Genomic DNA, 20,799 nt, shown 5'->3' with positions numbered 1-20,799 from the left:
ACCGCGTCCGTGAGGGTGCTGTTTACTCGGCCCCTGCCCGCGGCCCATTACCGGCTTGGGCCAATCCCTTTGCGCAACGCCCTACAAGTGCTGGCTGGCCCCGCCTGGCAACTTACGACCGACGAAGTCAGCCGTTCGGTCTGCTTCGAACAGCAGAAAACGGAGGCCGGTGTCGCGCTGATCGCAACCGTCTGGCCCCATCAATTGGAGGCGCGGCCATGAAAGCCTCAACGTTTCAAACCCTTATTGTCGGCTTACTTTGCCTGGCGGTCGCCGGTCTCTGCGGTGGTTTGTATAACCAATATCAGCGCGTGGCCGAACTACAGAGCACGAACACCCAACGCCTACAAACTCTGGACACCCTGCAACATGATTCAAGCGCCCTCAAGGACGCCCAGGAGAAACTGCAGTACGCGCTGAAAGACCTGAAGCAGATGGTCGATACTGGTGAGCAACAGGCCAATACCCTCGATCCGATGTTGGATCAGTGGGCGCAAGAGATACAGGAACTGCGCGATGGTCTCGCAGCCCGCGCCACCCAGGCAGACCTGACAGCGCTGCGCGCACGCCTTGAGCACGTCGAGCAGCAGCTTCTGGACCTCAAGACCCAGCCATCACCCCCATCGCCGAGTTTATCCGCGACCAAGCCGAAAAAAACGGCTCGCCCAAAACCCGCCCCGCTCTCGCCACCGTTCTCGGTGTTGGGTGTCGAGTCCCGCGGGGGTGAGCGCTTTCTGGCGATTGCCCCTCCTGACAGTCGCTCGCTCATGGATGTCCGGCTGCTGCATAGCGGCGAGCAGCTCGGCGCCTGGCACCTAAAAGTACTGGAGCCGAACTCAGCCATCTTCGCGGTGACCGCTCAGCCAGATCAGACCGTGCACCTCCCTTGAGAAGTGATCATGAACAGAGCGCTACTGCCCACCGTTGTCTGTCTCGCTTCGTTACTGGCCATGGGCGCTGCGATGGGCGACCCCATCACGGCACAGTCACGGACCCAGGACACGCAGTCTGCTCCGCTGGGGCGCTCTGACTCTGAACAGGCGGCGAACTGGGGTCTGACGGAGCAGGAGTGGACGCGCTTCGAACAGATCCAAGCCGGCCCGCGCGGTTTCTGGAGCCCGAACCTCGATCCGTTGACCGCACTCGGGGTCGAGGCCCAGACCGACCAAGAGCGCCAGCGCTATGCCGAATTACAGGTAACGCTGGAAGCCAAACGCGCCGAGCGCGAGTTGGCTTACCAAAACGCTTACACCGCGGCCTGGGCCAAGCTGTTTCCCGGGCTACTACCGATCCAGGGCATGGCATCTACGTCCCCTACCAGCTCTTCGGCCATGCCGCGTCCGGCTTTGTTTGTGGAGGACCACTGCCCTGCATGCACCGCTGAAGCACAACGTTTGCAAAACAGTGACACGGCGTTCGATATCTACCTGGTGGGCAGCCAAGGCGAGGATGAACGCGTCCGTCGCTGGGCTCGGCAAGCGGACATCGATCCAGCCAAGGTTCAACGCCGGCAGATCACCCTGAACCATGACCGTGGTCGCTGGTTCAGCCTAGGGGCCTCGGGGCCATTGCCTGCCACATTTCAACAGGTGAATGGACAATGGCAACGCCTCGACTGAGTGGTCTTGCGCTGATGCTGACGGTGCTCGCCGTCCAGGCTGACGAACTTCCGCCTCCTGCCTATCAATTGGCGGCGCATGACGCCAACATCCCTTCTACGGTGCTGTTCGCGATTGCCCTGCAGGAGAGTGGACTCCGCGTCCGTGATCGACTGCTGCCCTGGCCGTGGACCCTGAACATCGCCGGTAGTCCTTACCGCTTCGCCACTCGCCAGGCTGCATGTCACGCCTTGCTTCAGGCGCTCGCCCGACATGACCCCAAGCGGGTCGACGTCGGTCTTGGACAAACTAACCTGGGTTACCACGGGCAACGTTTTTCCAGTCCCTGCGAAGCCCTCGATCCCTACCGAAATCTCGCCGTGACCGCTGCACTGTTGCAGAAACATCACGCCGCCACCGGTGATTGGGTGTCAGCGGCCGGACGCTATCACCGCCCGGCAGGCGGAACGCCAGCCGCGCGTTACCGCGCCGGCTTTTCCCGACAACTCGAACGACTGCAGGTTTCCTTCAAACAGGGCACACCACCATGAAGCGAATATCCCTTATCTGCTATGTCATCCTGCTCTTGGCTTCTTTCGCCCAGCCGGAACTGAGCGTAGCTGGGGATCGGCCTAGCGACTTCAACCGACCCCATTTTCAGGTTGCCAGGCCGCCAATCAACAACAAGATCCGGCCTGATCGGGCCATGCATGCGGACCTGTCCACCTTTGCCGATGAAACCTGGATACTGCCCGTCCGCAGCTCTCACTTGAGCCCCGGCCAAATCACGTCTCGCGCCCTGAACATGCCGGGCTTGCGGCCATTTTTTCTGGTCGGTGACGATCCCCAGTCGCTGGCTTGGTTGCGTCAACGTGCGACTGAACTGCAGGAAATGGGCGCGGCAGGCCTCGCCGTCGAAGTGGCCGATACTGAAGCCCTGGCCCGGATTCGAGCAGCCGCTACGGGCATCACCATCCTGCCGGTCAACGGTAACGACATCGCCACCCGCCTGCAGATTGAGCACTACCCCGTCTTGATCACCGCTACCTCATTGGAACAGTGAGTCAGGTCATGGCCGAGCATGCGATGGAATCCAAGCTCCGGCCAGCGGTGGAGCTGTACACGGTAGCGATCTGCGTCGCTGCCGCAGTGTTGTGCGTGTACTCGCCCTGGGCTGTGGCCCTGTCACCGGAGATCGGTCTGGTTGCGGCGCTGGCCTATACCCTGTTCGGCCTTATCCGGCTGCGACAAGCCTGGGAGGTGCTGCGTTATCGACGCAATATCCGTCGGCTGCCCCGCTACGAGCTGACCAGTCGGCAGATTCCGGTCAGCCGCAAGCGTCTGTTCATGGGCCGCGGCTTTCGCTGGACCCGTCTGCACACTCAGCGCCTGGTCGAGGCCCAGGATCCGGCGGTCGCCCACTATGTCGACCAACCGATCTGTTACCGTCTGGCACGTGGACTCGAACGGCGCCTGGAGCACGCACCGTTTCCACTCTCGACATTGGCCCGTGTCATCGCCTGGGACAGTGCCTTCAATCCGTTGCGCCCTTTGCCCCCGGTAGGTGGCTCGCCGCTGTTGCATGGGGTCGAGCCCAAAGAAACGGAGGTCAGTCTGCCACTGGGCGAACGGGTCGGACACACCCTGGTGTTGGGCACTACTCGCGTCGGCAAGACGCGACTCGCCGAGGTGTACATCACCCAGGACATTCACCGCGTCGAACATGAGGTGGTCATCGTTTTCGATCCGAAGGGCGATGCCGATTTGCTCAAGCGGATGTACGTCGAAGCCAAGCGCGCCGGTCGGGAAAAGGAATTCTATGTGTTCCACCTAGGCTGGCCAGAGATCTCCGCGCGTTACAACGCCGTAGGACGTTTCGGGCGTATTTCGGAAGTGGCGTCGCGCATCGCCGGGCAGCTCAGCGGTGAAGGCAACTCGGCGGCCTTCCGTGAGTTCGCCTGGCGTTTCGTCAACATCATCGCCCGCGCTCTGATCGAGTTGGGCCGGCGTCCGGACTACCTGCAGATCCAGCGACATGTGGTCAACATCGACGCCCTGTTCATCGAGTACGCCCAGCAGTTTTTCGCCAAGACCGACCCGAAGGCGTGGGAAGTAATCGTCCAGCTCGAAGGCAAGCTCACCGAGAAGAACATTCCCCGGCATATGGTAGGACGCGAAAAGCGGGTGGTGGCCATCGAACAATATTTGGCGGCAAAACGGGTATTTGATCCGGTGCTGGACGGACTGCGTTCGGCGGTGCGCTACGACCGTACTTACTTCGACAAAATCGTTGCCTCGCTACTGCCGCTGCTGGAGAAACTCACCACCGGCAAGACCGCGCAGTTACTGGCCCCCAACTACACCGATTTAGATGACCCGCGGCCAATTTTCGACTGGATGCAGATTATCCGGAAACGCGGCATCGTTTATGTCGGCCTGGATGCGCTGACCGACGCCGAGGTGGCGGCCGCGGTGGGCAACTCCATGTTCGCCGACCTGGTCTCGGTCGCCGGACATATCTACAAACACGGTATCGACCATGGCCTGCCCCAATCAGACAGAAGTGCCAGCAAGCTTCCCATCAACCTGCACGCCGATGAGTTCAACGAGTTGATGGGTGATGAGTTCATCCCACTGATCAATAAGGGTGGCGGCGCCGGCATCCAGGTGACCGCCTACACCCAGACTCTCAGCGATATCGAAGCTCGCATTGGCAATCGCGCCAAGGCCGGGCAGGTCATCGGCAACTTCAATACCCTGCAGATGCTGCGGGTGCGTGAAACCGCCACTGCGGAGCTGCTCACCCAGCAGTTGCCCAAGGTCAATGTGCTGAGCAAAACCCTGGTGTCGGGCGCCACCGACACCTCCGATCCTGAGGCCAATACGGACTTCACCTCGTCCTCACAGGACCGCGTCAGCAGCACCAGTGTGCCGCTGATCGAGCCTGCGCACATCGTCAGTTTGCCCAAGGGGCAAATGTTCTCCTTCCAGGCCGGTGGTCAGCTCTGGAAAGTCCGCATGCCCTTACCAAAGCCCTCGAAGGACGACGCCATGCCCCAGGATCTGCAGGAACTCGCCCAGCGAATGCGCGCGACCTACAACAAGCAGGCGGGCCAATGGTGGACTACCAGTGGGGGCGGCCCAACCACAAACTTCGATTGGGATCAGGTGGGGTAGTCCGCACCCGCGGCAGGTTTCGATTCGACAGAAAAAGATCCAGAATGCGTCGTGTCGACGCCAACACTGCAACGCGCAACGGAGTGAAAGATGGCGACCTCCATACAGAATACACCGCCACAGCCGATCCAACACCCAGGACTGATTGTCTCAACGATCACCCTGGTGTTACGTATCATTGGTTTGCTGATTGCCTCGCTGCTGTTCTCGATCCTGATGGAGTTCGCAGGTTTGCTACTATTCTGGGGCGATCAAGGCTGGCGACACAGCCAGGCCATGCTAACCAGTGAGTTAGGTTGGCTCAGCGAACACTTCAAATCCTCATTACTCATTCAACAACCCAGGCAAACGATTGTCCAGGCGCTGGATTTTCTCAATCAGTGGTTGTTGGTCAACACTGGTTTTGCTGGTTTTGCCCAGCAAGCGCGTGTGTCGAGCAATGACAACAGTTTCTGGGGCTGGATCAACTCGCTCTACGTGAGCATCGAGGATTTTGTGTTGGCAGCGGTGTATGTCAGCTTCACCTTCGTCGTGCGCCTGACCATTCTGGTTTTGTCGACACCCTTGTTTCTGATGGCCGTGCTAACGGGTTTGATCGATGGTTTGATGCGCCGCGATCTACGGAAATTTGGAGCAGGACGAGAGAGCAGCTTTGTCTATCACCGCGCTAAACGAGCAGTGATACCCCTGTTGTTTGTACCCTGGGGCATCTACCTGTCCCTGCCTTTTTCAGTCAATCCAATGGCCATTTTTTTGCCCTGTTCAGCAATGGCGTTGATAACAACGGTTATCACAGCAACGACGTTCAAAAAATACATCTAATGTTCTGAGTCAGATAAATCGTTCTCTTTAGCTCAATCCATGCTCAGCTCACCATTAACAGAAACAAAGAGACTAAATAAACGCGCTGAGTTTTCCCCACCCACCTTAGCTAAAAACCAATGATCCTCGCACTATTGTAAGTGCTCGCCTATCTGACCAATTGACTGCAACAATGCTATTAATTTTTATCAATCAATTTGGAAGCTTATTTTGTAGATAACCAGGGTGCCCACGCACCTATTACCTAGACCAAAGTAATTAGCTTGGATTTTTTGGCATTTTAGAATCATCATCTTGACCACGAGCATGAATTAATGCCATAGTTTTCTAAAAGTGCGATACAGTTATTGGCACAGAATCGTCTACTCAATTGAAGGCTTTTTGAGTATTAGTAACCATTTGAGTGAGGTCATGGAGGTACCGTGAGGAATCAGAGCCGAAAAATTGAAATCTATCTTAAAGACGGATTCTTTGTTGATGTCATCAAGGCGCGAGATATAGGGACTGTTTTAAGGGCTCTTGAAGGACGTACGAAACCTTCAGAGGTCAAATTCGAAATAGGAGGCGAGCTCTTGAAGGGGGAGTATTTAGAAGTTACTTCCTTTGCAATCGTGCCTCTGGATGAAAGGCGTCAACAATTTTTCAATGAGGGTCAAATTCTTTTGCTTCACAAAGGAATTAATCTTTTTTGATTTTTCGTTAGTGCTTTTCACCCTCCATAAATCCTTGCAAAGGCCTCTGAAGCTAAAGCGCACGTGCCGTTCGGCTTTTATATAAATAAACACAAAGCATTCAATATTAACCGCCCGGAGTAATTATGCCTATTTTCAAATACTACAGACCTAATGCTTACTTTGAAAAAGCCGTTCGCTATAACGAGATCTACTTTGCTGCCAATCATGAACTGAACGACCCCAATGATCTCAAGGCATCATATTATTTTGAGGATGACCCAGAACTTTGGAAATATCTTCTCTCGTCTAAACCAATTAGTCCCGCATGGAATATTCTTCTTCATCTGTCATGCAACGATGAAGAACTGATACTAAGACTGAATGAAATTTTTAAAGACGTGAAGATTGACTCTTTGACTGGATCGGTACGCGAAGCGGTTAAAATTAAGGAGGTTGAGTTACTAGACTTGTTTGAGCGTTCAATTATCGAGCACTCAGCGCCTCCTGACTCCGGCGTAGCAGAAAGCGCATCGAAAAAAGACCGCGCCAGATTGTGTATTCTTATATTGACTGAACTTATAGCTCGGGCAATCAATCATCAATTCTATAGTGTTTCGTTCTCAAAAAACGCCCTCGATTCGATGATGTGGGCTCATTACGCTGATGGATTCAAAGGTTGCGTGGTGATATATGGCGGCCTAGACGGGCCTGAAATCAAACTTCGACACCATCTTATGTCCGATACATATGAGGTTTACCCGCTGCGCGAAGTTAAATATATTGACTCGGACAAGCTAATACCAATTCTAGAATGCGCAACTAAAGGCAAAGCCAAGGTGGAGGAAGCCTTTCTTCAGAAGAACTCATTCTGGAAGTATGAAGGCGAACTGAGAATGTTTACTACCCAAGAGGGAGAAACTCATTATATGGCCGCGAGCGATATTAAGCTTAAAAGTCCTAGACAAAGAATCATGCATCACGGCACGAACTTCATCACAGGGATTATTTTCGGGCCACGAATCGAAGAATCTTATCAGCGCTACATTGAAGCGACTATCGCCGGCAATAGGGAATACGCTGACGAGAAACTCGGATTTTTCTCATTCAACACCGTATTAGAACCACATGGTAAGGTGAAGGTAAGCGCTGCGACCAAGATCATTGATCGAAATCTTGGCAGGAGAGTTTACCAAGGAGAAGAAATGCAGAAGTTGTTGGCTGATCTCCGTATAACTTAACGCGAGTGTGGTGTTTCAGAAGCGCAACTGAAAAATCACTTGCCCAGTGCTCATACTGCATGAGCGACTGAGGCGAGGATGTCATCGATCCTCTTATGCCACCTGAATAGCTTTTCTGCTTGTAAGTTTTCAGGTAATGCTCAATCGATATTTCTAGATTTTTGAAGCCAATGTGCACTTGTCGCTTGATACATCTCGCTCAGCGTTGAGAAAAAAACGCTCGACCAAACTCAACCAAGAGGCAGAGGTCGGTGTGAAGTCAATGTTGTAGCGTGGAGGTGGCCCCAGAATGCAGCGATTTACATTTCCCGTTTCGTGAAACCCAGTGCAATGCGCGCAAGCATTTAGTGCGCGCAGGCCCCTAACTCAATATAACCACCGCCCCTCCATTTATAAAAGACTACTTCACCGAAACTTACGTCCGAAAAACAATAGAAATGAGCGTTACGCAGCATCACCCTCTTTCCAAGATTCGACCCAATGGGCCATTAATTGCCGAAAACCCGTTGATAACACCATCCAAGACAAAGTCGAGCGCCCGTCCGTATCCTTGATGCATACTCGCAGTATCAAAACCTTGAGCCTGCATTTTATTGAGACTCTCTCCCACCGAATCATGGGCATCCGCAATGCGGAGGTCGTTAGCAACGAAGAGCATAGCAATCCCCGTATTTCTAGCATTCCAGCCTTCTGGGTCCTCATCGCACTTGAATGCATCCGATGCCTCTCCCTGCGCGTCCAAGCGCTCTACGATATTCAGCAAGACCTCCAAGAGTTTCAAGCTTGCAAGATTGGCGATCTTTGCTTTGGGAACCCCGGCAACCTGAAGGACTTGCCTAAGAAAACCATTGGGTAGCTTCTGCCAAATCTCATGAATGGATTTACACCTCGCCAAGAAAGCCTGCTGGGTCATGTCTAACGGTGAGACTTGAGCTAGTTTTGCAAGTTGCGGATAGTGCAGCCAGCCATTGTTCTCTACCTCTTCGCGCGAGAAGCCGACTAACTCGACAGGCGACTTCTGAATGCCCAGGATAGCACCCAACCGGGATAGGCTTTCCCCCAGAGACAGCAACTGGACTAGGAGTCGGTCAGTCTTGGAAACGATGTGTTCTTCGGTGTGGTCGAACTGAGCCACCCTGACAGGATCTAGCGAATAGGTTTGTGCGTGCAATATTTCACGATCTGGCTTGCCTTTATACAACTCCCTCACTGACACCCTGATCAAGTTCCGGCCGACTCTACGGCAGTCCGTGAAATGCCATTGGCCTAAATATGACGGACTGCAATACCAGTGACCATATAGGTTGACCGGAGTGCTGTCATAAAAGCTGCTCTGCTCATAGCGCTCGAGAAAACAGTCGTCGAGATAAACGCTTGTACCATCTACCATCCCATTGGCGATTTGACGCGTGACAGCAACGAGTACGCCCGGCCAATTTAGCCCTTCTGCAGTCTGCCCTGGGCAGAGCACGCATGAAACCGATTCGACCGTTGCCCAAACTTGCAACAGCAAATCGCCACCGTCTTCCCGAAGATCAACATCGAACCAATCCTCTGGCTCGCCAAAGGTAATAGACTTTTCCCCATGCATCATGGCGCGTAATTGTGGAGAGTCTTGTAGCAGAGACTGATAATAGAACTGCCGAACACCACGTGCTCCTCGTAGCCACAGGTACTTTCTCAGGTATTCGTTAGACATGAACCAACGGATATTTCGGGATGCCTTGTAATGATACTGACCCGAGACCTCGCCCTCAGCAACTGCAAACTCCGGCAGCCCCAAATCGTCGTAAATCATTTTCTGCTGTTCATTACCAATGCAACGCGGGGTGAGACCCAGCGCCATCCAAACCTTCTCAGCGAGGCTGTATGTGTAGAAGGAACTATTACTCCAGGAGGCGACAATGTAGTCATATCCACACACATCAGGTTTGAAATCCCGCTGGCTGCCTTTTTCACGCACGTCTGGAACACCGTAAGCTACAACCCCTTGGTCGCTATGGAGAAGAGGTTGCGCTCCCTCTCCAGTGTCAGGAACGACCGCCATCAACATGTGTACCGTCTCGCTGTTCGGCCCGTAATCGGTTTCCGTGAAACTGCTCACTTCTACCTTCAGCATCGGATCCGTGCCAACAGGCTCTAGAAGATCGCGCAACCGCTGCGGCAGTAATTCGGCTGGAATTGGAAACGTTCCTACGTAATCAAACATCATCCCTTCTCCTTGATTGTCGCAAACAGCCTATCAGCCCACTCCATGAAAAAGCGACTGATCACGCCTCAGGTTTCTTACGGAACAATTCGATCTTTGACTTGATTCTGCTCCCAGCTCCATATGGGACAGCATCATGCCGACTACCGTCTTTCGCTGCTTACTACTCTCGCTGGCTATCGTTCACAGCAGCAGCTATGCCGCCTCGGCTCATGAGCAGGATCAACTCAGCCTTTTCCAGCGGCAACTCGACACCATCGAACGCCTTGCAACGCAAGCTGAGGCAGTCAGCAGACCTGAGTCCAAAGAGCGTTATCGCTTCGACTATCCCCGTCTGATTCAGGACCTCCAACGCATTCGTCAAGGCGTTCAGGGCTATCTATCCCCATCTCGCGCTCAACCCCGAGATCCCAGTGAACTGGTTGGTGATTACCGCCTTGACACTGCGCCTGGGGAACCCTCGCCATGAGCATGACTGACACTCAGATCGCTGCCTTCCATAACGCCTCCGGCTTTTCTGCGCAAAGCAGTTCGACGCTGTGGCTGTCATTGGTTGTCGTCTTGGCTCTGCTTTGGTGTGCCTGGGTGATGTGGACGGCTTACCGGGGTTGGGCAGCCGGCAGTGTGCGATTTGGAGCCTTCGGTGGCAGCGCCGCGCGCGTGCTGCTCACCTTGCTGATTTTGATGTTCTTCACCCTGTCCTAACACCGGAGATCACCATCATGCTCAAGTACCTTGTCCCCCTAAAAAATAACCTACGTGATCGCGCCAGTCAGCGCCTGATCGGTCTGTTGTTGGTGCTCGGTCCAAGCCTGGCTTTTGCCGAACTTCCCACCATGGAAGCCCCTTCGCGTGGCGAAGGTTCCGGGTTGATCGAGACGATCAAAAACTACGCCTACGACGGCGGCATCCTGCTCGGTCTGCTGATCGCCCTGCTCGCTTTTTTAGGGGTGGCCTGGCATTCGCTGACGGTGTATGCAGATGTGCAGAACCAGCGCAAGACTTGGAAAGACCTCGGCGCCGTAGTCGGCATTGGAGCCCTGCTGGTGGTGATCATCATCTGGTTCCTTACCAAGGCCGCCGCGATTCTGTGAGGTCGACATGAACGACACTATCGAACGCCTTGCCGACGGCACCTTGGTCTTTCTGCCGGAGCGACTCAATCATGATCCCGCCGTATTGCGTGGTTTGACCAATGATGAGATGTGGGTAGCGCTCGGCACCGGCGCCGTCATTGGCCTGCTGCTGGGCGTTCCTCTGGCGATCGCCACCGCCTCCATTGCCGTGGCGCCAACCAGCATGATCGCAGGCATGGCGGTGGTGCTATTTGCCGGTGGCACGCTACTGCGTCGGGCCAAACGGGCTCGCCCCGAGACCTGGCTGTACCGCAAACTCGAATGGATACTCGCCAGCCGTTGGCGCCTGGGGCGCGGCAGTTTGATTCTCCACTCTGGCGCCTGGACGGTTCGCCGTTCGTGTCGACTGCGCCCTGCCCTGTCCCGGTGGCAACCATGAGTCGATTTCGGAACAAGGTGGACGCCCAACAGGCCCATATCTTCAGCCTGCGTCTGGCGGTAATGATCCTTGCCCTGGCCTGTGCCGGGCTCTGGTACGGCTGGCGCTCGGCACCGACCGATCTGACCGTGCATGTACCACCGGATCTGCGCTCGGGCAGCACGCGCAAGTGGTGGGATATCCCCTCAGAGAATGTGTATGCCTTTGCCCTGTACATCTTTGGTCAGCTCAACCGCTGGCCCTCAGATGGAGAGCAGGACTATCGCCGCGCCATCTATAGCTTGCAGTCCTACCTGACACCCGCCTGCAAGGCCTTCCTCGATGGCGACTACGAGTACCGCAAGGCCGCCGGCGAACTGCGCCAGCGGGTGCGTGGCGTCTACGAAATTCTGGGCCGAGGCTACAGCGAAGATCCGGAACTCAGGGTCAAGCAACTCGATCGCGACAGCTGGCTGGTCAAGCTCGACCTCAACGCCGATGAGTATTACGCCGCAGAACCGGTGAAACGGGTGGTGGTGCGTTATCCATTACGCGTGGTGCGTTTTGATCTGGACCCCGAACGCAATAAGTGGGGGCTGGCACTGGATTGTTATCAGGGCACTCCGCAAAAAATCTCCCTGCCTGGAGTTGAGCCATGAAGCGGATTTCTACCCTGGGACTCACCGTCGCACTGATGCTATGGGGAGCTGCAGCGCAGGCCGTCGAGCTGATGCACTGGGAACGCCTCCCCCTCGCGGTCCCACTGGTGATCAATCAAGAGCGGGTGGTCTTTGTCGATGAGGATGTTCGAGTCGGCGTGCCCTCAACCCTGACCGGCAAGCTGCGCGTGCAATCAACCGGCGGCACGCTATACCTGCGCGCGTCGGAAGCCATTGCACCGTCCCGACTGCAACTGCAATCGGTCGCGACGGGCGAGATCATCCTCCTGGACATCGCGGCCACGCCTGGCGATCAACCGTTGGAGCCCGTGCGTATTCTCAAGAATGCTCTGGTGCAAGCTACCGAGACTGAATCGAGCACCGCCCCTGTTCCAGAACGCACGCCGATCCCGGTCGCGTTGACGCGCTACGCCGCACAGAGCCTGTACGCGCCGTTGCGCACCGTGGAGTCCCTGCCCGGTGTACGCCGCGTCCCGCTCAAGCTGCGCACCGAACTGCCAAACCTGCTGCCGACCGAAAACGTGGCCAGCACACCCATCGCCGCCTGGCGACTCGGTGATTATTGGGTGACGGCGGTGAAGTTGCGCAATCGTGGTTCAGCGACGGTGCCACTCGATCCGCGTCGGCTTCAGGCCATTCTGTTCGCAGCGGCCTTCCAGCATGCTTTTCTCGGGCCGGTCGGCAGTGCAGAAGACACCACGATCGCCTACCTCGTCACTCGCGGTGCCGGCCTCGAACACGCCATGCTGCTCCCGCCCGTTGCGCGAGGTGCTGACGATGAAAGCTAACGCCTTGCTCAAATGGTTGGTACCGGCTGCGCTACTGGCCGTAGTGTTGATCATCCTGAAACCCTGGGTCGTGGGTGGCAGCACGCCCTCTCCAGAGCACCCGGTTGATCAGGGCAACCTTCAGTTATCCGTCGAGCAAGCCAAGTCGCTCGGCATTGCGGGTGATACCCCACGCGACACGGTCGCCACCCTGGTCGGCCAGGTGAAAGCCATGCGCAGCGACATGCTCGGTTTGAAGAAACACAACGATTCGCTGCAGACGGAAAACAACCGCCTGCGCGAGCGAGAAAACAGTGTTGATTCGCGCATCCAGACCGCGCTTGGCAGCGTGACTCAACAGGTCGATGAAGGTCGCCGACAAGCCAATGAGGTTCGGCTCAAAGCGGAACAAGACAGTCGCCAGGCTCGCGGTCTGCTGACGCAATTGCAGGAACAGTTGTCGGGGCTAACCGGCAAAGGCAAGGATATGCCGATCGGATTGGGGCTTGAGCCGGGCGACGGTGCTCAGTTCGAAGGGCAGTATTCTGCCAATGATGCACTGCAGTGGATTGAGCCCTCAGATGCTCCGCCCACCGACGCCCGAAGCAAAACCAAGACATCCCCCGCACTGAGTCTGCCTACCGCCTTCAACTCACTGGAGGGCTTGAAAGATAACGCGATTGATCGCAGCCAGAAACAGCTACGTGCAGTCACCCAGGGTGAGCGTGACCTGACACGATCCGCTGATCGTACCGAAGGCGCGAAGCCGGTCTACACCATTCCCGAAAACGCGACATTGATGGGCTCGGTCGCCATGACCGCGCTGATCGGCCGAGTCCCAGTGGACGGCACCGTGAATGATCCCTATCCCTTCAAGGTGCTGGTCGGTCCGGAGAACCTGACTGCCAACGGCATCGACCTGCCGGACGTCGCAGGAGCCGTGATGAGCGGCACAGCCTCCGGTGACTGGACCCTGTCTTGCGTGCGCGGACAGGTCGAGTCGATCACCTTTGTATTCATAGACGGCACCATCCGCACGGTGCCTCAGCCGAAGGCGGTGGCCAGCCGCAATGCCTCCACCACCCAGAGCTCAAACACCGACAAGATCCGTGGTGGACTCGGTTACCTGTCCGATCCGTATGGCATTCCTTGCATCGCTGGCGAGCGCCGCTCGAACGCCCAGCAATACCTCGGCAGCCAGAGCCTGATCACGGCGGCCGGCGCGGGTGTCGCCGCCTTGCTCGGGGATGAGCAGAACAACAGCAGTGTGATCAGTTCGGGCGGCAGTACCCTCGGTGTCACCAGCAACAGTGGCAATAGCGCACTGAATTCAATTCTCAGTGGTGGGGTCAGCGATATTCGCGAGTGGGTCAACAAGCTGTATGGCGAGGCGTTTGCTGCTGTGTACGTGCCACCTGCCGCCCAAGTCGCCCTGCACCTCGACCATGAGATCACCATTGACTACGAGCCCAAGGGCCGGAGCGTTCGCCATGAGAAAGACCATGTTTCGCTGCCTGACCTGGATTAGCGTGCTCTGCTGGATCCTGACGGGGTGTTCCACCGAAAAGGAGACGCTTCTGCCCCATGGCGAGCAAACCATGCTGGACATCTGGAACGGTGCCGGTTCGCAAGGCACTCAGCAGCAACTGCTGGATGCTCGGAAGCAGTTGCGCCGCCCGCTGGCCCAGGCAGATTTCTCCGTGGCTCTCCAGGAACCGTACACGCGCACCGCGGCGAACGAGATCCACAATTTGTTCCCTCGCCTGCCCAATCCCGATCTGGTGCTGTACGTGTATCCGCATCTGAGTGGTACCGAGCAGGCACCGGTCCCGGGTTACTCGACCGTCTTTCCGTTCTACCAACAGGTGCAGTACGCATTGCCGGGTGAACGTCAGGAAGACTTGTAGTGCGTACCGGCGATTCGGGCAAGCGCACTCCCGCGTGGAAAGCCTGGCGCAGCCCATTGCGCCCTCGCGCCACCTTGGCCGATGAAGCCGCACTGTACGCGCGCAACCCCAGCTTCACCGATCACCTGCCGTGGGTCGAGTACCTCGACACCGAGCAGTGTTTTCTGCTCGATGACAATCGCTCGGTGGGTGCGGTGTTCGAGATACTGCCCATCGGCACTGAAGGGCGCGAACCCGATTGGCTGATGGCGGCCCGCGATGCCCTTGAGGATGCCCTGCAGGATAGCTTTGACGAGCTGGATCAAGCGCCTTGGGTGGCGCAGTTTTTCTGCCAGGACGACAACGACTTCACTCCCTATCTGACCCGGCTCACGGGCTATATTCAGGACCGCGCGCGAGGCACGGTTTTCACCGACACGTACTTGGAACTTACTCGCCGACACCTGAAGGCCATCGCCAAGCCAGGAGGACTGTTCGAGGACAAGGCAGTCACGCGCCTGCCGTGGCGCGGTAACAACCGGCGGGTGCGCCTGGTTGTCTATCGCTGGCTGGAGTCTGGCGCTGAGGAAACGGGACTCACCCCGGTGCAATCCCTGCAACAGACTTGCGAGCGTATCGCGGCTTCGTTGCAGGCGTGCGGAGTGCAATCGATACGAGTCGATGGCCCAGGTCTGTATGCCTGGTTATTGCCCTGGTTCAATCCGGCCCCCAAACTTAGCGATGAAGAGCCTGAGGACTTCTACCGCCACGTGGCCTATCCGGAGTCGGGCGACGATGAGTCGCTGGAACTGCCCTTCGATCATGACTTCGCCGAGCGGCTGTTCTTCAACGAACCGCGTTCGAATGTGCAGCGCGGACTCTGGTTTTTCGACGATCAGCCCCATCGGGTGATGGTGGTGGACAAGCTGCGGCGCGCACCGTCGATTGGCCAACTCACTGGCGAAATCCGCAAGGGCGACGCGGTGAATGCCCTGTTCGACCAGTTACCCGAAGGGACGGTGATGAGTCTGACCTTGGTGGTCAAACCCCAAGATGTGCTCGAGGATCATTTGAACCGCCTGGCGCGCAAAGCCATCGGTGAAAACCTGGCCTCGACCCAGACCCGTCAGGATGTCGAAGAAGCCCGCGCGATCATCGGCCGCCAGCACAAGCTGTACCGCGGCACCCTGGCGTTCTACCTGCACGGTCGCGACGAACAGCAATTGCACCAGCGCTCGGTCAGCCTGGTCAACGCGCTGTTGGGCGCGGGGCTGCAACCAGTACGTGAAGGCGATGAGGTCGCCGCCTGCAACAGCTACCTGCGTTGGTTGCCAATGACCTATAACCCATCTCGCGACACACGCAATTGGTATACCCGCCTGATGTTTGCCCAGCACCTGGCGAATCTGGTTCCGGTGTGGGGCCGCAACACCGGTACCGGCCACCCGGGCATCACCTTGTTCAATCGTGGTGGCTCGCCCTTGAGTTTTGATCCGTTGTCACGTCTAGACCGGGCCATGAACGGCCATCTACTGTTGTTCGGTCCCACCGGCGCCGGCAAGTCGGCCACCCTGGTCACCCTGCTGATGCAGGTCATGGCGGTGTACCGCCCTCGCCTGTTTATCGTCGAGGCCGGTAACTCATTCGGCTTGCAGGGCGACTACTTCGCGACACAGGGTCTGTCGGTCAACAAGGTCCAATTGAAACCTGGCGCCTCGGTCAGTCTTGCGCCGTTCGCCGATGCTTGGCGCCTGGTCGAGCAGCCGGATCAGGTGGCAAATCTGTCGATCGATGAGTGGGACGATGAGGTGGTAACCAGTCGCGAAGACCAGCGCGATGTTCTCGGCGAACTGGAAATCACCGCTCGGCTGATGATCACCGGTGGCGAGGCCAAGGAAGAGGCGCGCCTGAGCCGAGCCGATCGCAGCTTGATCCGCGAATGCATTCTTGATGCGGCACAAATCTGCGTCGCCACCAACCGCCAGGTACTGACCCGCAACGTGCGCGACGCCTTGCTGCGCGTCGCCGCTGACCCGCACTTGCCGGAGAAGCGTCGTGAGCGTGCCCAGGAAATGGGCGAGTCCATCGACCTGTTTTGCCAGGGTTTCGAGGGCGAACTATTTGATCGCGAGGGCACGCCTTGGCCCGAGAGCGATGTGACCATTGTCGATCTGGCCACTTACGCTCGCGAAGGTTACGAAGCCCAGATGTCCATCAGCTACATCAGCCTGATGAACACCGTGAACAACCTCGCCGAGCGCGATCAGTATTTGGGGCGCACGATCATCATGGTCACCGACGAGGGCCATATCATCACCAAAAATCCGCTGCTGGCGCCATTCGTGGTCAAGGGCACGAAGATGTGGCGCAAGCTCGGTGCCTGGTTCTGGATGGCGACGCAAAACCTTGCCGACTTTCCCACTGCTGCGCAGACCATGCTCAACATGATCGAATGGTGGATTTGTTTGAACATGCCGCCCGCGGAGATCGAGGAAATCGCACGCTTCAAGAAGCTCACGCCGGCGCAAAAGACCTTATTGCTCTCCGCCAGTAAGGAGCCGGGTAAGTACACTGAGGGAGTCGTGCTGTCGAAGAAGCTCGAAACGCTGTTTCGGGCTGTACCGCCTAGTCTTTATCTCGCCCTAGCCATGACGGAGCCCGAGGAAAAAGCCGAGCGCTGGACACTGATGCAGGAGAACAGCTGTTCAGAGTTGGAGGCGGCTCACCGCGTAGCTGAACGGATCGATAGAGCGCGAGAAATAGAACCCACATAGGGGAATTTATTCAAGCATCGCGCTCTAAAACGAGCGACAGGTTATTGTGATGCGCCTCGAAGCCGCTGCTGAATCCTCAACAAGAATCCGGCTTCAAAAGCATCTTGGCAGTCGCCGACAGGAAATGTCTTGCGGGTTTGCGCCAGCGCCCACCACAGTGGAGTCTCGCCGGGCGTATCCAGCCAAGCCTGGGCGCATTGCACGCCACGTTCGATCATCGGGGAAAATTCGCTGCCCCAAGGCGTCAGAAGACTTGGGCAACCATCCGCCGCCGGAATTGAAATGTAGTTTTCGTCCATAAACACCCTAGATGTCTGATTTATTGTTAGACGTGGAATCCAAACTCGAAAAGCTTAACGACACCAAATGAACGCTCGATAACAGGCCTGAACACCAAATGGCCTAGCTGAATGCCAATGTAGACTATATCCCGTGGATTGAGAGTCCCTCAAGGCGCAATTTGCGCGCATGACTCAAGACTACGAACAGCTTCGTCTGCATCTGTCGGAAAACATCCGCTGGATGCGGCGCCTGAAAAACCTGACCCAAGAGCAACTGGCGCTCATGGCCGAGGTGGATCGCACCTACGTCAGTCAAATCGAACGATGCACGGGCAATCCGTCGCTGTTGGTCCTGTGCAAACTCGCCAATATTCTCGAAATCACTACAGATCAGTTGCTTACGGAACCCGATCTCCTGCGCAACGCCCTTCACGTCAAATAATAGTCTCACGTCTCACAAAGTCGACACACCCACCTTCATTTTTTCTACTGACAGTCTTCCGCCCGAAACCGAACCTGACCTGGCCATTTACCTTATTGAGCCTGGATCATGCCTGCTGTCTGCTCGTCAATCACGCCCCCAAAGCTTCGGCCCTTGGCGCTGAGCATCCTGCTGGCGTGCGGCCCAAGCATGGCGCTGGATACCGGCAGCATCACCTCCTCTGTGCTTTCGCCAAATTGCCTCGCATACAGGGTCGTCGGTATTTGTTTCTGGCTGCTCTGCACGCCCTTCGGATGCAAGGTCAAAACCTCGACCAAGGTTCGTCATTTCATTCCGGAACTGGTGGTCTCGAGCTACGCCACCACCGGTAACAACCCCTGGACCGAGATGGCTGCCCTCTCTGCTCCCATCAGCGGCGCGGAGGGTGGCGGCAACCTGATCACGCCGAACACCCGCCGCGACAACCTGCCCCGCTTCAAGAACGTCGATGGCATTGGCCACCCCGGTGGCTGGATCGCCACGCAACTGGCTTCGCAATCCGGCTACGCCTGCGCCAGCGGCGCGACTGCGTTCATGCCCTACTACCTGAGCACCCTGGACTCACTGGCCTGGCGCCATGGCATACCGGAAAGTGCCTACCCCGAATCGCTCATGCCGGGGATACGTGAAATTGGTCGTCAGGCCTCGGGAAATATGTGGGGCAACGTTTATCCCCGGCAGGGCTTTCTAGTGCAATCCGATGACTTCAAAGCCGCCGCAGTCATGGCGCAACGGGCCGGCGATGTGATGACCCGCAACTGGCAGCCGCATGCGTACTTACCACTCACGCCCGCCAAACGCGACGGCTACTGGCCACCTGGCCCGATCGTTGAAAACGACGTTTCGACCCACACATGGCAATTGCTCTACCCCCAAGTTCAGTCCACGTGCGCCATCTTCCCAAGCGATCCGGTAGAGAGCGCGGATGGTGGCTACGCCTGGTCGCTGTGGCGTCCCTATAGCTGCTGCAAACGTGAGGGGCAGACCTTTCTGTTCAGCATCGACTTTGAAGGAGGTGCTTCGTGAGTCGGCTTCTCGCACGACCATGCTTGGGCGCGATGAGCCTGTTGTTCTTTGGACTGCTTGTCATGGCCATGCATGCCCACGCCGCCGAAGGCGATTACCGTCTGGGCACTCAGGGCGAAGTGCTCGACGACCGAGTGATGTACACCATCGGTGGCGGCTCGGCAGTGGGCTCACCGAGCTCGCTCTACCGACCCAGTGGTATCGGTGTCGGCGGATCCTGGCGAGCAAACATGATGTGCGGAAACATGAGTCTCACTAATACCCTGCAAAACCAGCTGAACGGCGTCACCGAAGGTTTCCAGCAGATCATGGGCAGCATCGTGCAGAACGCGACCCAAGCGGTGATGTCGCTGCCGGCATTGATCATCCAGCGCGCCAACCCCGGCCTCTATGAGTTACTCAGTAATGGGGTGATGCAGGGGCGTATCGACTTCGACCGCTCCAAGCTGACCTGCCAGGCCATGGCCGAGAAAATGGCCGACAAGGTCGGTCAGGCCGGCTGGGGCGCGCTGGCCAAGAACCAAGAGATGCAGGGTAATCTGGAACAAACCGGCGGTGATGCGGTGGCGGCGGTGAGAAACACCGAGGTCCGGAACGGCAACAATGGGCTGTCCTGGGTCGGCGGTTCGAAGGCGGGTGGTGAGGGGCAGACACCCATTCGGGTGACCGCCGACGTGGTGCGTGCGGGTTATAACCTACTGCATAACCGGTCGGTGGATGACAGTGCCTCGATCAGTAGCAGCGATTGCCTGGGTGGGGCTATTTGCCAGACATGGACCTCGCCTCAAGAGGAATCCGAATGGGCCGTTCGCGTGCTGGGGGAGAGCGAAGTCGCGACCTGCGATAGCTGCGAAACCCTAAGGGTGACCGCGGGCAGCGGATTGACGCCACTGATCCAGGAGGCCTACAGCGAACGCCTCAAGGCCCTGCAAGGGTTGCTATCCGGCTCTCTGCCGCCTACTTCAGACAATCTGGCGAAAGCCTCGAGCCCAATGCTGCCGGTGACCCGTGGCGTGATCGAAGCCTTGCGCGACGATCCCGATCAGGATCTGCTGGCGCGACGCCTGGCCAGCGAGACGGCCCTGTCCAGCGTACTCGATAAGGCGCTCCTACTACTGCGCACCCTGCTGGCAGGCAGTCACGAACCGAACATCGCCTCCGCCGAGCCGGCACAGGTCGCCTTGACGAAAAACATCGACACACTGGAGCGAGAAATTCGCCTGCTGCAAACCGAGCTGCAGGTCCGGCAGATGCTCGCCACCAATACCGCCAGCCTGGTGCTCGATCGACATGCGGGTGGTGCCGATGCTTCGCGTACCGTCGAGCAAGGCGACCCTGAGCCGGGCCGACTCAATGAAGCTGACGCTAGGCCAAGTGAGCCATGAAACGCTCACTGCTACTCACTCTGCTTTCAGGTCTGGGGATTGCCGCGATGATGATCCTGACCGCCGCACTGGTCGCCTGGATCGGCCGCACTGCGTTGGTAAGTTTCGAGGCCTGGCAGCAGGCATTCGAATCCGTACGACCCTATCTGCGGGGGTGGCGTACCCTGCTCTACGGCGTCCTCTTTGCGCTCTGGTGGGATCTGCTTCAGCGCTACCGACATCGACCCAAGGACCGACTGCGCGTGAAACGCATCGGGACATTAGGGCTCATGCTCTTTACCTGCGTCGAGCTCACCCGACTTTGAGG

Annotated in this window: 23 protein-coding genes and 2 pseudogenes; 22 read left to right on the top strand and 3 right to left on the bottom strand. The window is 57.2% G+C overall.

What is annotated here, in order from left to right; genetic code table 11:
* From C8K58_RS21985 to C8K58_RS21945, 9 genes and pseudogenes are all read left to right on the top strand, one after another.
* Positions 1–222 (top strand): annotated as a pseudogene (locus C8K58_RS21985) (pili assembly chaperone); the annotation flags it as partial.
* The gene (locus C8K58_RS21980; RefSeq protein WP_108574310.1) at positions 219–890 is read left to right on the top strand and encodes a chemotaxis protein; all 672 of its coding nucleotides are present in this window, start codon (positions 219–221) and stop codon (positions 888–890) included. The pseudogene C8K58_RS21985 and the gene C8K58_RS21980, both read left to right, overlap by 4 nt.
* 9 nt (positions 891–899) lie before the next feature.
* Positions 900–1,619, top strand: a complete 720-nt coding sequence (locus tag C8K58_RS21975) for a TIGR03759 family integrating conjugative element protein (RefSeq protein WP_108574309.1) — start codon at positions 900–902, stop codon at positions 1,617–1,619.
* Positions 1,601–2,149: a lytic transglycosylase gene (locus C8K58_RS21970; RefSeq protein ID WP_108574308.1), complete on the top strand. Its 549-nt coding sequence runs from the start codon at positions 1,601–1,603 to the stop codon at positions 2,147–2,149. Before C8K58_RS21975 ends, C8K58_RS21970 begins: the two co-directional genes overlap by 19 nt.
* Positions 2,146–2,661, top strand: a complete 516-nt coding sequence (locus C8K58_RS21965) for an integrating conjugative element protein (protein ID WP_108574307.1) — start codon at positions 2,146–2,148, stop codon at positions 2,659–2,661. The genes C8K58_RS21970 and C8K58_RS21965 overlap by 4 nt, the downstream gene beginning before the upstream one ends.
* Positions 2,662–2,669: 8 nt before the next feature.
* Entirely contained in the window at positions 2,670–4,775 is a 2,106-nt protein-coding gene (gene traD, locus C8K58_RS21960; RefSeq protein WP_108574306.1) for a type IV conjugative transfer system coupling protein TraD, read from the top strand.
* A gap of 90 nt (positions 4,776–4,865) precedes the next feature.
* Complete coding sequence (locus tag C8K58_RS21955; RefSeq protein WP_108574305.1) at positions 4,866–5,597, top strand: TIGR03747 family integrating conjugative element membrane protein; 732 nt, start codon at positions 4,866–4,868, stop codon at positions 5,595–5,597.
* Between the two features lie 422 nt (positions 5,598–6,019).
* Positions 6,020–6,289 carry a hypothetical protein gene (locus tag C8K58_RS21950; protein ID WP_108574304.1) on the top strand — a complete coding sequence of 90 codons (270 nt, stop codon included), beginning with the start codon at positions 6,020–6,022 and terminating at the stop codon, positions 6,287–6,289.
* Between the two features lie 125 nt (positions 6,290–6,414).
* Positions 6,415–7,509: a DUF2971 domain-containing protein gene (locus C8K58_RS21945; protein WP_108574303.1), complete on the top strand. Its 1,095-nt coding sequence runs from the start codon at positions 6,415–6,417 to the stop codon at positions 7,507–7,509.
* A 50-nt stretch (positions 7,510–7,559) separates the two neighbouring features.
* Here the strand turns inward: C8K58_RS21945 and C8K58_RS33140 are convergent.
* Both C8K58_RS33140 and C8K58_RS21940 read right to left on the bottom strand, forming a co-directional pair.
* Positions 7,560–7,797 (bottom strand): annotated as a pseudogene (locus C8K58_RS33140) (IS630 family transposase); the annotation flags it as partial.
* Positions 7,798–7,963: 166 nt separating this feature from the next.
* Entirely contained in the window at positions 7,964–9,718 is a 1,755-nt protein-coding gene (locus C8K58_RS21940) for a hypothetical protein (protein WP_108574314.1), read from the bottom strand.
* A 136-nt stretch (positions 9,719–9,854) separates the two neighbouring features.
* On the opposite strand from C8K58_RS21940, the gene C8K58_RS21935 reads away from it, so the two are divergent.
* From C8K58_RS21935 to C8K58_RS21895, 9 genes are read left to right on the top strand one after another with little or no spacing between them, the layout of a single operon-like run.
* Positions 9,855–10,187, top strand: a complete 333-nt coding sequence (locus C8K58_RS21935) for an RAQPRD family integrative conjugative element protein (protein ID WP_108574302.1) — start codon at positions 9,855–9,857, stop codon at positions 10,185–10,187.
* A complete protein-coding gene (locus C8K58_RS21930) occupies positions 10,184–10,423 on the top strand; it encodes a TIGR03758 family integrating conjugative element protein (protein WP_108574301.1) in 240 nt (79 codons plus the stop codon). Before C8K58_RS21935 ends, C8K58_RS21930 begins: the two co-directional genes overlap by 4 nt.
* A gap of 17 nt (positions 10,424–10,440) precedes the next feature.
* A complete protein-coding gene (locus C8K58_RS21925) occupies positions 10,441–10,812 on the top strand; it encodes a TIGR03745 family integrating conjugative element membrane protein (RefSeq protein WP_101270206.1) in 372 nt (123 codons plus the stop codon).
* 7 nt (positions 10,813–10,819) lie between these two features.
* Entirely contained in the window at positions 10,820–11,233 is a 414-nt protein-coding gene (locus tag C8K58_RS21920; RefSeq protein WP_108574300.1) for a TIGR03750 family conjugal transfer protein, read from the top strand.
* Positions 11,230–11,871 (top strand): PFL_4703 family integrating conjugative element protein, encoded by a 642-nt coding sequence (locus tag C8K58_RS21915; RefSeq protein WP_108574299.1) that lies wholly within the window; start codon positions 11,230–11,232, stop codon positions 11,869–11,871. Before C8K58_RS21920 ends, C8K58_RS21915 begins: the two co-directional genes overlap by 4 nt.
* Complete coding sequence (locus tag C8K58_RS21910; RefSeq protein ID WP_108574298.1) at positions 11,868–12,680, top strand: TIGR03749 family integrating conjugative element protein; 813 nt, start codon at positions 11,868–11,870, stop codon at positions 12,678–12,680. Before C8K58_RS21915 ends, C8K58_RS21910 begins: the two co-directional genes overlap by 4 nt.
* Positions 12,670–14,187 (top strand): TIGR03752 family integrating conjugative element protein, encoded by a 1,518-nt coding sequence (locus C8K58_RS21905; protein ID WP_108574297.1) that lies wholly within the window; start codon positions 12,670–12,672, stop codon positions 14,185–14,187. Before C8K58_RS21910 ends, C8K58_RS21905 begins: the two co-directional genes overlap by 11 nt.
* Positions 14,150–14,566 carry a TIGR03751 family conjugal transfer lipoprotein gene (locus C8K58_RS21900; RefSeq protein ID WP_108574296.1) on the top strand — a complete coding sequence of 139 codons (417 nt, stop codon included), beginning with the start codon at positions 14,150–14,152 and terminating at the stop codon, positions 14,564–14,566. Before C8K58_RS21905 ends, C8K58_RS21900 begins: the two co-directional genes overlap by 38 nt.
* Complete coding sequence (locus C8K58_RS21895) at positions 14,566–17,319, top strand: conjugative transfer ATPase (RefSeq protein WP_108574295.1); 2,754 nt, start codon at positions 14,566–14,568, stop codon at positions 17,317–17,319. The genes C8K58_RS21900 and C8K58_RS21895 overlap by 1 nt, the downstream gene beginning before the upstream one ends.
* A 41-nt stretch (positions 17,320–17,360) precedes the next feature.
* On the opposite strand, the gene C8K58_RS21890 is transcribed toward C8K58_RS21895, so the two are convergent.
* Positions 17,361–17,618, bottom strand: a complete 258-nt coding sequence (locus tag C8K58_RS21890) for a LasR-specific antiactivator QslA (protein ID WP_108574294.1) — start codon at positions 17,616–17,618, stop codon at positions 17,361–17,363.
* A 169-nt stretch (positions 17,619–17,787) separates the two neighbouring features.
* Here C8K58_RS21890 and C8K58_RS21885 point away from each other — a divergent pair, with 169 nt between their 5' ends.
* From C8K58_RS21885 to C8K58_RS21870, 4 genes are all read left to right on the top strand, one after another.
* Positions 17,788–18,042: a helix-turn-helix domain-containing protein gene (locus C8K58_RS21885; protein WP_108574293.1), complete on the top strand. Its 255-nt coding sequence runs from the start codon at positions 17,788–17,790 to the stop codon at positions 18,040–18,042.
* A 108-nt stretch (positions 18,043–18,150) separates the two neighbouring features.
* Positions 18,151–19,107, top strand: a complete 957-nt coding sequence (locus tag C8K58_RS21880; RefSeq protein ID WP_108574292.1) for a TIGR03756 family integrating conjugative element protein — start codon at positions 18,151–18,153, stop codon at positions 19,105–19,107.
* Positions 19,108–19,139: 32 nt separating this feature from the next.
* Positions 19,140–20,492, top strand: a complete 1,353-nt coding sequence (locus C8K58_RS21875; protein ID WP_108574313.1) for an integrating conjugative element protein — start codon at positions 19,140–19,142, stop codon at positions 20,490–20,492.
* The gene (locus C8K58_RS21870; RefSeq protein WP_108574291.1) at positions 20,489–20,797 is read left to right on the top strand and encodes a hypothetical protein; all 309 of its coding nucleotides are present in this window, start codon (positions 20,489–20,491) and stop codon (positions 20,795–20,797) included. The genes C8K58_RS21875 and C8K58_RS21870 overlap by 4 nt, the downstream gene beginning before the upstream one ends.
* Positions 20,798–20,799 lie beyond the last annotated feature (2 nt).

It is taken from the genome of Pseudomonas sp. GV047 (genome assembly GCF_003058245.1).
Lineage (GTDB): Bacteria > Pseudomonadota > Gammaproteobacteria > Pseudomonadales > Pseudomonadaceae > Aquipseudomonas > Aquipseudomonas marginalis.
This window is presented reverse-complemented; position numbering and strand designations above follow the sequence as displayed.

Bases quoted from the DNA above. Each gene is read 5' to 3' on its own strand.
- C8K58_RS21980 (WP_108574310.1), top strand. From the start codon at position 219: ATGAAAGCCTCAACGTTTCAAACCCTTATTGTCGGCTTACTTTGCCTG.
- C8K58_RS21975 (WP_108574309.1), top strand. From the start codon at position 900: ATGAACAGAGCGCTACTGCCCACCGTTGTCTGTCTCGCTTCGTTACTG.
- C8K58_RS21970 (WP_108574308.1), top strand. From the start codon at position 1,601: ATGGCAACGCCTCGACTGAGTGGTCTTGCGCTGATGCTGACGGTGCTC.
- C8K58_RS21965 (WP_108574307.1), top strand. From the start codon at position 2,146: ATGAAGCGAATATCCCTTATCTGCTATGTCATCCTGCTCTTGGCTTCT.
- traD (WP_108574306.1), top strand. From the start codon at position 2,670: ATGGCCGAGCATGCGATGGAATCCAAGCTCCGGCCAGCGGTGGAGCTG.
- C8K58_RS21955 (WP_108574305.1), top strand. From the start codon at position 4,866: ATGGCGACCTCCATACAGAATACACCGCCACAGCCGATCCAACACCCA.
- C8K58_RS21945 (WP_108574303.1), top strand. From the start codon at position 6,415: ATGCCTATTTTCAAATACTACAGACCTAATGCTTACTTTGAAAAAGCC.
- C8K58_RS21940 (WP_108574314.1), bottom strand. From the start codon at position 9,718: ATGTTTGATTACGTAGGAACGTTTCCAATTCCAGCCGAATTACTGCCG.
- C8K58_RS21935 (WP_108574302.1), top strand. From the start codon at position 9,855: ATGCCGACTACCGTCTTTCGCTGCTTACTACTCTCGCTGGCTATCGTT.
- C8K58_RS21930 (WP_108574301.1), top strand. From the start codon at position 10,184: ATGAGCATGACTGACACTCAGATCGCTGCCTTCCATAACGCCTCCGGC.
- C8K58_RS21925 (WP_101270206.1), top strand. From the start codon at position 10,441: ATGCTCAAGTACCTTGTCCCCCTAAAAAATAACCTACGTGATCGCGCC.
- C8K58_RS21920 (WP_108574300.1), top strand. From the start codon at position 10,820: ATGAACGACACTATCGAACGCCTTGCCGACGGCACCTTGGTCTTTCTG.
- C8K58_RS21915 (WP_108574299.1), top strand. From the start codon at position 11,230: ATGAGTCGATTTCGGAACAAGGTGGACGCCCAACAGGCCCATATCTTC.
- C8K58_RS21910 (WP_108574298.1), top strand. From the start codon at position 11,868: ATGAAGCGGATTTCTACCCTGGGACTCACCGTCGCACTGATGCTATGG.
- C8K58_RS21905 (WP_108574297.1), top strand. From the start codon at position 12,670: ATGAAAGCTAACGCCTTGCTCAAATGGTTGGTACCGGCTGCGCTACTG.
- C8K58_RS21900 (WP_108574296.1), top strand. From the start codon at position 14,150: ATGAGAAAGACCATGTTTCGCTGCCTGACCTGGATTAGCGTGCTCTGC.
- C8K58_RS21890 (WP_108574294.1), bottom strand. From the start codon at position 17,618: ATGGACGAAAACTACATTTCAATTCCGGCGGCGGATGGTTGCCCAAGT.
- C8K58_RS21885 (WP_108574293.1), top strand. From the start codon at position 17,788: ATGACTCAAGACTACGAACAGCTTCGTCTGCATCTGTCGGAAAACATC.
- C8K58_RS21880 (WP_108574292.1), top strand. From the start codon at position 18,151: ATGCCTGCTGTCTGCTCGTCAATCACGCCCCCAAAGCTTCGGCCCTTG.
- C8K58_RS21875 (WP_108574313.1), top strand. From the start codon at position 19,140: ATGAGCCTGTTGTTCTTTGGACTGCTTGTCATGGCCATGCATGCCCAC.
- C8K58_RS21870 (WP_108574291.1), top strand. From the start codon at position 20,489: ATGAAACGCTCACTGCTACTCACTCTGCTTTCAGGTCTGGGGATTGCC.